Source organism: Dactylosporangium sp. NPDC005572 (assembly GCF_040605515.1).
GTDB lineage: Bacteria > Actinomycetota > Actinomycetes > Mycobacteriales > Micromonosporaceae > Dactylosporangium.
Map to the genome: position 1 here is coordinate 1 of NZ_JBEXCY010000298.1, position 11,799 is coordinate 11,799.

General features: G+C 73.6%; 12 protein-coding genes. 4 read left to right on the forward strand and 8 right to left on the reverse strand.

Annotation, left to right across the window (positions count from 1 at the left end; all coding sequences use genetic code 11):
- Positions 1-243: LuxR C-terminal-related transcriptional regulator (locus ABZS66_RS57125; protein ID WP_354772648.1), on the forward strand; the 243-nt coding region annotated here is incomplete at its 5' end.
- 9 nt (positions 244-252) lie between these two features.
- Here the strand turns inward: ABZS66_RS57125 and ABZS66_RS57130 are convergent.
- The 4 genes from ABZS66_RS57130 to ABZS66_RS57145 all read right to left on the reverse strand — a co-directional run bounded on the left by ABZS66_RS57130 (position 253) and on the right by ABZS66_RS57145 (position 3,110).
- Positions 253-726 carry a GNAT family N-acetyltransferase gene (locus ABZS66_RS57130; RefSeq protein WP_354772650.1) on the reverse strand — a complete coding sequence of 158 codons (474 nt, stop codon included), beginning with the start codon at positions 724-726 and terminating at the stop codon, positions 253-255.
- Between the two features lie 238 nt (positions 727-964).
- Positions 965-1,453: an SDR family oxidoreductase gene (locus ABZS66_RS57135; protein WP_354772652.1), complete on the reverse strand. Its 489-nt coding sequence runs from the start codon at positions 1,451-1,453 to the stop codon at positions 965-967.
- 65 nt (positions 1,454-1,518) lie between these two features.
- A complete protein-coding gene (locus tag ABZS66_RS57140) occupies positions 1,519-2,121 on the reverse strand; it encodes a methyltransferase domain-containing protein (protein ID WP_354772654.1) in 603 nt (200 codons plus the stop codon).
- On the reverse strand, positions 2,118-3,110 hold the full coding sequence (locus tag ABZS66_RS57145) for an alpha/beta hydrolase (protein WP_354772656.1): 993 nt from the start codon (positions 3,108-3,110) through the stop codon (positions 2,118-2,120). The genes ABZS66_RS57140 and ABZS66_RS57145 overlap by 4 nt, the downstream gene beginning before the upstream one ends.
- Positions 3,111-3,287: 177 nt before the next feature.
- On the opposite strand from ABZS66_RS57145, the gene ABZS66_RS57150 reads away from it, so the two are divergent.
- Positions 3,288-3,932 carry a ferritin-like domain-containing protein gene (locus ABZS66_RS57150; protein ID WP_354772658.1) on the forward strand — a complete coding sequence of 215 codons (645 nt, stop codon included), beginning with the start codon at positions 3,288-3,290 and terminating at the stop codon, positions 3,930-3,932.
- Here the strand turns inward: ABZS66_RS57150 and ABZS66_RS57155 are convergent.
- Positions 3,851-6,625, reverse strand: coding sequence for an AAA family ATPase (locus tag ABZS66_RS57155; protein ID WP_354772660.1), 2,775 nt, complete (start codon positions 6,623-6,625; stop codon positions 3,851-3,853). The two genes, ABZS66_RS57150 and ABZS66_RS57155, sit on opposite strands and share 82 nt — an antisense overlap.
- Positions 6,626-6,865: 240 nt before the next feature.
- Between ABZS66_RS57155 and ABZS66_RS57160 the strand changes: the two genes are divergently transcribed.
- Together ABZS66_RS57160 and ABZS66_RS57165 are read left to right on the forward strand one after the other, a co-directional pair.
- Positions 6,866-7,687 (forward strand): AraC family transcriptional regulator, encoded by an 822-nt coding sequence (locus tag ABZS66_RS57160; protein ID WP_354772670.1) that lies wholly within the window; start codon positions 6,866-6,868, stop codon positions 7,685-7,687.
- A 109-nt stretch (positions 7,688-7,796) separates the two neighbouring features.
- Entirely contained in the window at positions 7,797-8,255 is a 459-nt protein-coding gene (locus tag ABZS66_RS57165; RefSeq protein ID WP_354772662.1) for a cupin domain-containing protein, read from the forward strand.
- Here ABZS66_RS57165 and ABZS66_RS57170 read toward each other — a convergent pair.
- The 3 genes from ABZS66_RS57170 to ABZS66_RS57180 form a co-directional block, all read right to left on the reverse strand.
- Entirely contained in the window at positions 8,194-9,765 is a 1,572-nt protein-coding gene (locus ABZS66_RS57170) for an APC family permease (protein WP_354772664.1), read from the reverse strand. The genes ABZS66_RS57165 and ABZS66_RS57170 overlap by 62 nt on opposite strands.
- A gap of 105 nt (positions 9,766-9,870) precedes the next feature.
- The gene (locus tag ABZS66_RS57175; protein WP_354772666.1) at positions 9,871-11,004 is read right to left on the reverse strand and encodes an Ig-like domain-containing protein; all 1,134 of its coding nucleotides are present in this window, start codon (positions 11,002-11,004) and stop codon (positions 9,871-9,873) included.
- A 124-nt stretch (positions 11,005-11,128) separates the two neighbouring features.
- Positions 11,129-11,524: a hypothetical protein gene (locus ABZS66_RS57180; protein WP_354772668.1), complete on the reverse strand. Its 396-nt coding sequence runs from the start codon at positions 11,522-11,524 to the stop codon at positions 11,129-11,131.
- Positions 11,525-11,799: the final 275 nt, after the last annotated feature.

Below are 11,799 nucleotides of genomic sequence, written 5' to 3' on the forward strand. Positions count from 1 at the left end.
GGCCACCCGGCGCCGCGCCCCGGCCCGGTGGCCGCCGACGGCGCCCAGCTCACCGAGCTCGACCTGCGGCTCGTCGAGCTCATCGCCGAGGGCCTGACCAACCAGGAGATCGGCCGGAAGCTCAGCTACAGCGCCAAGACCATCGAGGCGTACCTGTCCCGCCTGTACCGCAAGATGGGCTGCTCGTCACGGATCGGCCTGCTCCGCGCGGCCGAGCAGGCCGGCCTGCTCCCACCCCGCTGAGCCGCGCGATCAGGGCCGGCGGTCCAGCGCGTACCAGTGGGCGTCCGCGGTCGAGTGGGTGTGCACGAAGCCGGCCTTCTCCAGCACCCGGTGCGACGCGACGTTGTCCGGCAGCGGGTCGGCCTCCAGCCGGCGCACGCCCGGCTGGGCGAACGCCAGCGCGACCAGCGCGCGCAGCGCCTCCGTCGCGTAGCCGGCGCCGCGCGCCGACGGGACCAGCCCGTAGCCGATCATCGCGACGCCCGACTCGTCGGGCGGGCCGAAGAAGCCGATCGTGCCGACCGCCAGCCCGGTCGACCGCTCCACGACCGTGTAGCAGCCGAAGACCGGGTCGGCGTGCTTGAGGGTCATGCGGGCCGCGTCGCGGTCGTCCTGGAGCGGGAACTCGGGGTGCCACCGCCGGCCGGTGGCGTCGGCGTCGACCACCGCCTGCAGGCCGGTCCGGTCCAGGGGATGCAGGTCGACGCGGCCGGCTGCGGTCATGCGGCCCAGCCTAATGCCATCACGGTCCCACCCCGGTCTCGCGCGGTGGCCCCGGCGCGGGCGCGCCGGGGCCGTGAGGCCCGAGTCGGACGGGTGGAAGTGCAGCACCAGGGGTCGGTGGATGCGGTAACAGCGCAACTGCGGCGCCCATGGTGACCGACCCTTTCGATGCGAAGGAACAGGCAAGGAACGGATCGGTCACGCGCCGCCGTGATACACCGCTGACGCGGGCCGGTGCTCAAAGGTTGTATCCGCCGGAGACCTCGACGTCCTGAGCGGTGATCCAGTGGCACTCCGCGGAGAGCAGCGCCGCGACGACCATGCCGATGTCGTCGGGTTCGCCGAGCCGGCCGAGGGCGGTCTTCGCCGCGATGCCCGGGATCACCTCGGGGAAGCGCTCGAAGGCGTTGTCGGCGATGCGGGTCCGGGTGGAGCCGGGAGACACGGAGTTGACCCGGATGCCGCGGGTGCTGAGCTCCTTGGCCAGGTAGCGGGTCAGCACCACCAGGCCGCCCTTCATGGTGCCGTAGGCGGAGTAGCCGGGCTCCATCCCGGAGCGCAGGGCCGCGTTGCTGCCGCCCTCCTTGTCGATCATCGCGGCGGTCTCCAGCGCACCGGCCTGGTTGCCGTGGTAGGTCAGGATCACGCCCGCTCCGCGCCGGGCGATCTGGACGGCGCTGCTCTGTCCGATCCCGGAGCTGGCACCGGTGACGATGGCGATCTGCATGGTTGGTCCGCCTGTTCGATGGTGATGAGTGGTGGACGTGTGGTGGACGAGCGGTGCGGCGCCGGCTACCCGACGGGTCGGCGGCAGACGTAGACGAAGGCCGGCGGCAGGTTGGCCCACACGGTCCGGCTGCGCACGACCTCCTCGAACCGTGCCTGCAGCTGACGCCGCAGCCGGCGCGCCGGCGGGGCCCAGCGGGTGTGCGTGTACGCGAAGGTGGTGAACGCGCCGTGCGGGGCGAGGCCGCCGACGACGGCGTCGAGCAGGTCGTCCTGGCAGCCCGGGGCGAACGCCGCCCACGGCAGGCCGCTCACGATCACGTCCGCGTGCCGGTCGCCCCGCCGGGCCAGGACGTCGCGCAGGTCGCGGGCGTCGGCGACGGTCAGGTCGACCTCGGGGTAGCGGTGCGTGAGGCGTTCGGCGAACCGCGCGTTGATCTCGATGGCCAGGTGCCGGCCGCGGCCGGCGAGCCGCCGCTGGATCGCCGCGGTGAACGCGCCGGTGCCCGGGCCGAGCTCCACGACCAGCGGGTCGCCGGCGCGTGGCACGGTCGCGGTGACCGCGTCGGCCAGCGAACCGCCGCTGGGTGCGACGGCGGCGACGGTGAACGGGGCGCGGAGGAACTCGCGCAGGAACACGGCACCTTCGGTACGGGCGACGGTGGTCACGGCGCGACGCTCCCGGCGAGGTCCTGGCGCTCGGCGGTGGACAGCGCGCTCAGCAGGCGGGTGAGCCAGTTGTTGCGGGTGCGGCGGGCCGCGGCGGAGACGCGGGTGTGGGGGTAGAGGGCGTCGAAGCCGTGGAAGCCGCCGGCCCAGATGTGCAGTTCGGCCTGGCCTCCGGCGGCCCAGATGCGGCTGGCGTAGGCGACGTCCTCGTCGCGGAAGACCTCGGCGGAGCCGGCGTCGATGTAGGTGGCCGGCAGGCCGGAGAGGTCCTCGGCCACGGCGGGTGAGACGTAGCCGGGCACGTCGGCGGCGTCGGCGCCGAGCACGGACCGCCACCCGAACTCGTTCATCTCGCGGGTCCACACGCCCGGTTCGCCGGAGTACTGCCGGCTGGACGTGGTGGTGTTGCGGTGGTCAAGCATCGGGCAGATGAGCACCTGGGCGGCGATCGCCGGCCCGCCGTGGTCGCGGGCCATCAGGGTGACGCCGGCGGCGAGGCCGCCGCCGGCGCTGATCCCGGCCACGATGATGCGGCCGGGGTCGACGCCCAGCTCCGCGGCGTGCTCGGCGGTCCAGCGCAGGCCGTGGTAGCAGTCGTCGACCAGGGTCGTGCCGGTGGCCTCCGGCGCCAGCCGGTACCCCGCCGTGACCACCACCGCGCCGAACCGGTCGAGCCATTCGAGCGGGATGTCGAGCTGGGAGAACCGGTCCCCCATCACCATGCCGCCGCCGTGCAGCCAGTAGACGCACGGCGCCGCCGTGGAGCGTTCGGCCCGCTGCGGGCTGAGGATCGACAGCGGCAGCCGGGCGCCGTCGGGGCGGGCGAGGGTGACCTCGCGACGCTCGACGGCGCGACCGTCGAGGAGCGCGTCGACCGGTGTCGAGGCGATCTGGCGGATCTGGGCGAGCAGCTCGGGGGTGAGCTCGGCGGACAGGGGCAGGTCGGCGAGCAGCGCCCGCAGTTCGGGGTCGATGCCGGGTCGGGTCATGGTCGCTCCTTCTCGGTGGTGACCTCCACTCTTGGCCGCGGCGCGGTCGCGCTCATCAGTCATCTGTCTGCGACTTCGCAGGTCGCGACGGCCGGCGACCTAATCGGGGGCGCCGGTCGCGCTCGTTAGGTCGTTTGACAGATGTACCGCGGCGGCCGGCGTCCGACCATCGAGCGCATGACGACGCCTGCCGGGCGGGGACCCGCCGGATCGCCGCCAGCAGCGATGCGCACGCGCGAGGTCCGCGACCGGGCGCTGTTCGACCTGGACGACGGGCCGGTCACGCCGTCGAACCGGGCCGAGCTGGCGGCGGTGACTGGGCTGCTGAACGTGCTGCTGGCGAGCCTGGTCGTGTCGTCGTTGCAGTACGAGCAGCACGCGCTGCTCGTCCGCGCGCCGGCGGACCGGGCGGTCGCGGAGTTCCTCCACGCCTGCGCCGACCGTGACCGGGCCGGTGCGCGGCGGCTCGCGGCGCGGATCGGGCAGCTCGGGTCCGTCGCCGACCACGACCCCCAGCATCTGGCCGGCCGCTCGCGGGTGGCGTTCCGGACGTACCCCGACGGGGACCGCGCCGGCATCGTGACCGAGAACCTGGTTGCGGCCAGGATCCTCGTCCAGACGCTGCAGGAGGCGGTGCGCTGGGTCGGCGACGACGATCCCACGACCCGGCGGCTGCTGGAGCTGCTGCTCGAGGAGAAGGAGGAACAGGCCGCCGCGCTCAGCGCGCCGGCCGCGGACGGCTACCGGGGATTGGCGCCCGACGACAGCGCGTCCCGGAGCCCGGCCCGCGAGGCGACGCCGAGCTTGGGAAAGATCCGGTAGAGGTGCGCGCCCACGGTGCGGTGCGACAGGTACAGGCGCTCGGCGATCTGCTTGTTGGTCAGGCCGCTGGCCGCCAGCTCGGCGATCTGCAGCTCCTGCGCGGTCAGGGCGGTCAGGGCGGTCAGGGCGGCCGGGCCGTCGGTGCGTGCGTTGGGGAGCCGGTACTTGGTGGCGCGCAGCTCGGTGTGCGTGCGTTCGATCCACGGCTCGGCGGCCATGGCGGCGAACCCGTCGAGCGCGGCCAGCAGGTAGCGGCGGGCGCGCGACGCCGAACTGGTCCGGCGCAGCTGCTCGCCGAGGGCGAGGCGGATCCGGGACGCCTCGAACAACCACCGCTCGGCCGCCGGACCGGCCAGCAACGCCTCCAGCCGCTCCGTCGCCGCGTCGTCGTCCTGGACGAGGACGTCCGCGCCGGCCTGGATGAGCGCCATCCGGCTCGACAGCCTGGCGACGCCGGCGGCCCGCATCGCCTCGACGTGCGCCCTGGCCTCGACCGTACGACCGGTCCGTACCGCCGCCTCGACCAGGTCGAACATCACCCAGGTGCAGTGCGGCACGTGCGAGGCGAGCACGCCGGGCGGGCTCATCGCGGCGGCATGGCGGAACGCGGCGTCCCAGTCGCCCTGGCCCAGGGCGGCCAGCGTGCGCGGATGGTGGGCGAACAGGGCGGCGGCCGACACACCGCGCGGCAGCGCCCAGTGGCTGATCTCGTCGGCGAGGGTGTACGCCTCATCGAAGCGGCCCCGGCCGGCGGCGATGATCGCCCGGTTGTACCGGAAGTACCACGCGAAGAACGAGAAGCCGGTCTCGGCGCAGACCCGCTGTCCCTCCAGCGCGAGCTCTTCGGCCTCGTCCCAGCGGCCGACGAGGTAGTCGTCCAGACACAGGTGCATCAGGGCACCGAGATGCCGCCGGGGCGGTCCCCCGTCCCGGCCGTGCCGCACGAGCCGCCAGGAGGACTCCCGGCAGTCGCCCAGGCGGTCCAGGTAGACCGACGCCGTGCCGATCCGCATGATGCGGGTGGGGTCGGCCTCGTCGGGCAGCGAACCGACGATCGCGTCGATCCGCGGCAGCGCCGACGCGCCGGTGCGCACCGGATCGGGAAAGGTCCGGCTGGCCAGCGCGAGGACGTCGGGCGGCTGCGGCTGCATCCGGCCCAGCGCGCGGTAGAACGGTTCCCAGTACCCGGGGGCGCTGCCGTACCAGCACAGCAGCAGCAGCGTGTGCATGGCCTCGACCAGCGCGGGATCCTCGGCCCGGTAGCCGTGCCCGGCGGTCTCGATGGCCCCGACGAGGAGGCGGTGCGCGGTGTTCACGTCGCCGTCGCCGTTGAGCATCAGGAAGGCGGCCGCGTTGGCCGCGTGCAGCGAGCCGGCGCCGTCCGGCGCCGACAGCCGGGCATCGGTCAGCAACGTCTTCGCGTCGTCGACGGCGCCGCCGGCCTCGGCGCCGATGTACGCGGCCTCGGCGAGCCGCCGGCCCCGCCCGGAGCTCGTCTCGCTCAGCTCGGCGGCGCGGATCAGCGCCGTGACGGCGGCGAGCGCGTCCCCCCGCAGCATGACGCGGTGCGCCGCGTCCTCGAGCAGCTCCGCCACCGCTTCGTCCGGTCCGACGGCGGCCGCCGCCAGGTGCCAGGCGCGGCGGTGCCGGTCCCCGCGCAGCGCGTGGGCGAGGGCGGTGTGCGCGCCGCGGCGCTCCTCGTGCGTGGACATCGCCACGATCGCCGAGCGGATCAGCGGGTGCCGGAACGCGATCCGGGCGGTGGCATCGTCGACCCGCACGAGCTGCGCCCGCTCCGCCGGGGCGAGGTCGGCCGGGCCGGGCTGGTCGTCGGGGACGGCCCGGAGGACCCGGAGGTCGCCGGTGCCCTCGAACGTCGCGAGCAGCAGCAACTGGCGGGTCGGGCCCGGCAGTCCGGCGATGCGGGCCGCGAACATCGCCTGCAGCCGGTCGCTGAGGGGCACCACCTCCGGCTGCGCCGCCGGCCGGTGGACGGCGCCCACCAGCGTCGAGGGCAGCTCCATCAACGCCAGCGGATTGCCCTGGGCCAGGTCCAGCAGCCGCCGGCGGATCCGGGGCGTCAGCCGTGGAACGGTGGCGTCGACCAGCTGCCCGGCCGCCTCGTCGTCGAGCGGCGCCACGACGATCTCGGCAAGTCCCCGCGGGTCGAGGAGGCTCCCCGTCCCGGTCCGGGCCGACGCCAGCAGGCCGGCCCGGCAGCCGTCCAGCCGGCGGGCGATGAAGCTGAGCACCACGGCGCTGGCCCGGTCGATCCACTGGACGTCGTCGACGAGCAGGACCACCGGCGCGTCGGCGGCGACCGTCCGGACCAGCAGCAGGGCGGCGTTGCAGACCAGGAGCGCGTCCGGCGGCGGGCCGGCACCGAAGCCGAGCGCCACCGCCAGGGCCTCCCGCGGACCGGGCGGAAGGCGGTCGAGGTGCTCGTGGACGGGCAGGAGCAGCTGGTTGAGGCAGGAGTAGCTGACGTCGGCCTCGAACTCCGATCCGGACGCCCGCAGCACCCGCACCCCGGCCTCGCGGGCCAGCTGCGCCGCGGCGGCCATCAGCGCGGACTTGCCGACGCCGGGCTCACCCCAGATCAGCCGCGCGGCACCGCGGTCCCGTGCGCCGTCCACGAAGCCGGCGAGCTGCTCGAGCTCGGCACGGCGGCCGAAGAGTTCAGAGTTCGCCATGCACCTGTGCTCCTGGGGTACGACCGGACTGCCGAAAGACACATGAAACCAGCCCGGGAGCCGGTCCGGCTTGCCCAGAAGTCGCGAATGCTGGCCTGATCCTGCCGATCCCGCCTGATCCTGCCCGATCCCGGCGTTCCCGTCCGGCGCGGTTTAATCGGACGCATTGCCCTCGACGAGCTCCGCTGCCTGCTGGCCCGCCACGCCCGGCCCGACCTGACGACCGGGATCGACGGCGTCCTGATCTTCCGGGCCGACCGGCCGTACCCGCCGACGCCGACCGTCTTCGGCCGGGTGCTCGCGGTGGTCGCGCAGGGCACCAAGCGGCTGGCACTGGGCGGCCGCGTCTACCACTACGGCGCCGGGCAGTACCTCGTCGCATCGGTCGACCTGCCGGTGAGCAGCCACTTCGTCGAGGCCAGTCCGGAGCTTCCCGGCCTCGGGGTCGGCCTGCACCTCGACCCGGCCGCCGTCGCCGACCTGCTGCTGCAGGCGGCACCCGGCGAGCTGCCCGACGCCGGCCCCGACGCGCCGAGCGGCCTCGCCGTCAGCGCGGCGCCCGCCGAGCTGCTCGACGCCGTCCTGCGGCTCGTGCGCCTGCTCGACCGGCCCCGCGACATCCCGGTGCTGGCACCGCTGGTCAAACGCGAGATCCTCTGGCGGCTCATCACCGGCGACCAGGGCGCGACGGTCCGCCAGCTCGGCCTGCCCGACAGCAGCCTCAGCCACGTCGCCCGGGCCGTGCGGTGGATCCGCGACAACTACATGCGGCGCTTCCTGGTCGAGGAGGTGGCCCAGCAGGCAGGCATGAGCGTCTCGGCCTTCCATCGCAACTTCCTCGCCGTCACCGCCATGAGCCCGATCCAGTTCCAGAAACAGCTGCGGCTCCAGCACGCCCGGCTCCAGCTCGCCGCCGCGGACGCCGACGACATCGGCGCCGTCAGCCGCCGCGTCGGCTACGGAAGCCTCTCGCAGTTCAGCCGGGAGTACCGCCGCCAGTTCGGCATCCCACCGAGCCAGGACGCCACCCGGCTGCGGACCGCCCTGACCGTGCCGTCGTGAGGCCACCCCACGGTTCATACGAGGTGGTGGTTTCGGACCTGTCGTGATGGCAATGCCGTGCGCAGTCGCGCCGGCGCCGACGGAGCCGGCCCTCATCTCGGAGGCATCCTTGAACGTTGTCCGTACGCGAGCCGGCACGCCCGGCTCACCGAGCTGGTACCACGGCGTGGTGTGGATCGAGCAGCACCCGGGCGGGGCGGAACCGGGCGGCCTGCTGGCGTCCGGCGCCCATTTCAGCCCGGGCGCGCGTACGGCGTGGCACCGTTGCGACCACGAGCGGGTGATCCGCGTGCTGCACGGGACCGGTCGGGTGCAGCGGCGCGGCGGGAAGATCCACGAGATCCACACCGACGACGTCATCGTGGTTCCCGCCGGCGAGTGGCACTGGCACGGCGCGGCGCCGAGCGCCGCCCTGTCCGTGCACACGGTGCGCCAGGCGGGCGACCCGGCGACGGCCACCGAGTGGGGCGCGCAGGTGACCGACGCCGAGTACCTGCTGCCGCCGATCAGCATCTTCCTGCCCCATCAGCCGGCGGACCGCATTCCCGAGCGCGAGCCGACCTGGTAGCCGCCGCGCGGGCTCTGGTCGGTGCGCCCGCGACGTAGAAGAGCACGCCGAGGGCGAGCAGCAGGAGCACCGGGACGACCTGGGTGAGCTCGAAGGCGGTGCGGCCGACGCCGGCGGGCAGCGCCTGGTCGGGGTTGCCCGTCGCGCCGAACCAGTCGACGCCGAGCCCCGGCCAGAGCAGCCACGTGGTGGCGGCCCCGGCCCAGAACGTGGTCAGGACGCTGGCCACCCATGCACCGGCCGTACCGCCGGGAACGCGGTACGGGCGGTGCGCGGCGGGCTGGGTGCGGCGCAGGCGTACCAGGGCCGGGAAGATGCCCAGGTACGCGATCATCGTGGTCGAGATGGCGACGCCGAGCGCGGCCTCGAAGTACCGCTCCGCGCTACCCCTGGACAGCCAGAACGCCAGCAGCATCACGGCCGTCGACATGGCGCCGCTGAGCAGGTTCACCGTGACCGGGGTACCGAACCGGGGTGAGATCCGCCCGAGTGCCCGCGGGGCGGCACCGTCGGCGCCGGCCGCTGCCAGGACGCGGTCGGCGCCCATCAGCCAGGTGGCGCCGCTGGACAGCAGCGCCCAGATGAACGCCGCCGCGGTGAGCTCGCCGAGCACCTTGCCGGCGCCGGTCAGGGTGACCGTGCCGTCGGGGTGCACGGTGCCGCCGTAGACGGTGAGCACCTCCTTCGCCGCGTCGAGGAACCCGCCGACGCCGCTCATCCGGGACGCCGGCAGCACGAGCAGGATCGCCAGGATCGGCACGCCGTAGAGCAGGATCGCACCGGCACCGGACCGGGCGACGGCGCGGGGGACGTCCCGGCGGGCGTCGAGCATCTCCTTGCTGGCGGCGCTGGGCAGTTCGAACCCGACGTAGTTGAAGATCAGCACGGGCACCACGGCGATGAAGCCCGCATAGCCGGGCGCGAACGCGGGGACGCTGATGCCGTGGACGCCGTTGCGGACCGCGTACAGCACGACGGACGCGGTGAAGAAGCACAGCACGGCCACGCGCACGAACGCGCCGATGCTCGGGATCCACCGGCCGAGCCGGAACGACACGATCGCCGAGGCCACCGCGGACCAGATGAACGCCAGGGCGAACAGCAGCTTCGCCGGGCCGTGCAGCGGGACGACGAACGTGTCGAACGCCGAGACGGCGAGAATGGTCAGCGTCCCGCCGAGCCAGATCGGGTTGGAGCACCAGTACAGGGCGGTGACCAGCGCGGCGGCGAACCGGCCGAACGCCAGGCGGCACCACATGTACGGGCCGCCCTGCAACGGGAACGCCGCGCCCAGCTCGGCCATCAGCAGCCCATACGGTACGAAGAAGCACCCGGCGAGGAACACCAGCCAGGTGAAGCCCTGCGCCCCGTCCCGGGCGACCGCACCGATCGTGTCGAGGCCGACGACCGTGCAGATCAGGAAGAACACGAGGTCGAACCGGCGCAGGATCGGCCGCAGGCGCGACTGCTCCCGGACCGCGTCGGCGGTCAGGTCCGCGACGGCGTTCATCGGTTCACCTCCCGTCGCGGCCGGAGGTGGGGGGAGCGGCGCCCGATCGCGCCGGGACCGCTCCCCCAACCATGCTCCGCGCAGGCAGGTTCCGCCGAATGCCGGTCAGCTCTTGTACTGCTCCCACGGCATGTCCCACACGGTCCAGCCGTCGCCGGCGTCCAGGCCGACCTCGGTGTTGCGCGTGGTCACCGGGTCGCCGACGAGCGTCTGCTCGTACAGCCACCGGCCGTTGTCCGTGGAGACGTTGGTGCAGCCGTGTGAGACGTTGCGGCGGCCCTGGTCCCCGACCGACCACGGTGCGGCGTGGATGTACTGCCCACCCCACGTCAGGCGCATCGCGAACTGCACCGGAGCGACGTACTCGGGCGTGCGGAAGACCGTGTACGCCTCACGCGACATGATCACGGTGGTGCCGCTCGACGTCGGTGTCGAGGGCTTGCCGAGGCTGACCGCCGCCGTCTTCACGAGCGCGTCGTTCACGTAGACGCTGAGCTGCTTCGTCGCGTTGTCGATGTCGATGGTGAGCTTCCGGCCGATGGTCACGGTCGCGGAGGCGTCCTCGTCGGCGTAGCGGTCGCCGATCTTCACGCCGTCGAGCGCCTTCCGCGCGGTGATCTTCGTGCCCGGCTGCCAGTACTTCTCCGGGCGGTACATGACCTGCCGGCCGGAGAACCAGTGCCAGGCGCCGGGCTGCGGCGGGTCGCTCTTGACGAAGAGGCGCTGCTGCACGGCGGCGCGCGACTCCGGCGGCACGTCGGAGCCGAACTCGACGACGATCGGCATGCCGACGCCGTACGTCGCGCCGTTTCTCAGGATCAGCTCGGACGTGACGGCCGCGCCGCCCGGCTTCGCCATCGTGGTGAACGTGCTCTCGTGGGTCACGGGCTTGTCGTCCTTGCCGACGGCCGTGATCTTCGCCGTGTAAGCGGCGTTGTACTGCAGCGTCGAGCTGGGCACCCAGGCCGAACCGTCGGCGCGCAGCTCTCCGGCGATCTGCCGGCCGGCCGCGTCGACGAGCGCGACACCGGTGACCCTGCCGTTGGTGACCTGCGTGCCGATCTCGGTGCTGACCGGCACACCCGAGTTCCCGGTGCCGGGGGTGACGGCGAACCCGACCGGTGGGACGACCACCTTCGTCGCCGTCGGCTTCTTCGAGCTGTCGCACGCGGACAGCCCGACCTGTGCTGCTACCGCGAGCACCATCAGCGTCGCCGCGCCGCGGCGCAGCCGTGTCATGTTCCCTGCCTGAGTGCGGACATGGCCCGATCCTCACGACGAACCGGGCGATCGCGGGCCGGAATGTGAGTGACCGCCCGGGCGATGCCAGGGCCCGGGCGGTCAGACTCGATTCAGGCTCGGCTCAGACGACGGCGGCCACGATCTGTTCCGCGAGCGGCTGCCAGCGGGCGTAGGCGTCGGGGAACGCGGACACCTGCACCGTCTGCGCCGCGACGGTGACGGCCAGCTGCACCCATCCGGGGATCGTGACCAGCCTGGCGTAGAACCGGCGCGCGGACTCGTGCGGGTCCATCAGCTGCTCGACGCTGCCCCAGCTCGGCCGCTGCTGGAACAGGCCGATGGAGTCGTGGTCGTAGCCGACCCCCTCGTTCGGGTGGCTCGTCGACCCCGGCACGTTCGGGTTCGCCAGGACCCGCAGGTGGCTCTCCTGGAGGGCGGTGGAGATCGCCACCACGTACGCGCGTGGCGGCAGGCCCATCTGCTGGCCGGCCTCGATGATCGCGACGGCGTTGTTCATCTCCGCCTGGCTCAGGCCGCCGACGGGAGTGTGGGCGGTCGGTGACGGCGCCGGCGAGGCGGCCGCCGACGGCGGCGGTGACGCCGGCTGCGCCGACGACCGCGCCGGGGACGGCGCCGCCTTGCTCGGTGCGACGCCCCGCGGATGACCGGACCACGGCAGCGCCCCGCGCTCGTAGTTGCGGGAGACGCCGCCACCGGCCGCCGCGCGCTCCGCGTCGGCCCAAAACGGTGACCCTGACCGGGGCGGGCATCATGCCGATCACCTTCGGCAAG

Excerpts from the sequence above, each read along its gene's own strand:
- ABZS66_RS57130 (WP_354772650.1), bottom strand. The coding sequence starts at position 726 with ATGACCGCAGCCGGCCGCGTCGACCTGCATCCCCTGGACCGGACCGGC.
- ABZS66_RS57135 (WP_354772652.1), bottom strand. The coding sequence starts at position 1,453 with ATGCAGATCGCCATCGTCACCGGTGCCAGCTCCGGGATCGGACAGAGC.
- ABZS66_RS57145 (WP_354772656.1), bottom strand. The coding sequence starts at position 3,110 with ATGACCCGACCCGGCATCGACCCCGAACTGCGGGCGCTGCTCGCCGAC.
- ABZS66_RS57150 (WP_354772658.1), top strand. The coding sequence starts at position 3,288 with ATGACGACGCCTGCCGGGCGGGGACCCGCCGGATCGCCGCCAGCAGCG.
- ABZS66_RS57155 (WP_354772660.1), bottom strand. The coding sequence starts at position 6,625 with ATGGCGAACTCTGAACTCTTCGGCCGCCGTGCCGAGCTCGAGCAGCTC.
- ABZS66_RS57170 (WP_354772664.1), bottom strand. The coding sequence starts at position 9,765 with ATGAACGCCGTCGCGGACCTGACCGCCGACGCGGTCCGGGAGCAGTCG.
- ABZS66_RS57175 (WP_354772666.1), bottom strand. The coding sequence starts at position 11,004 with ATGACACGGCTGCGCCGCGGCGCGGCGACGCTGATGGTGCTCGCGGTA.
- ABZS66_RS57180 (WP_354772668.1), bottom strand. The coding sequence starts at position 11,524 with ATGAACAACGCCGTCGCGATCATCGAGGCCGGCCAGCAGATGGGCCTG.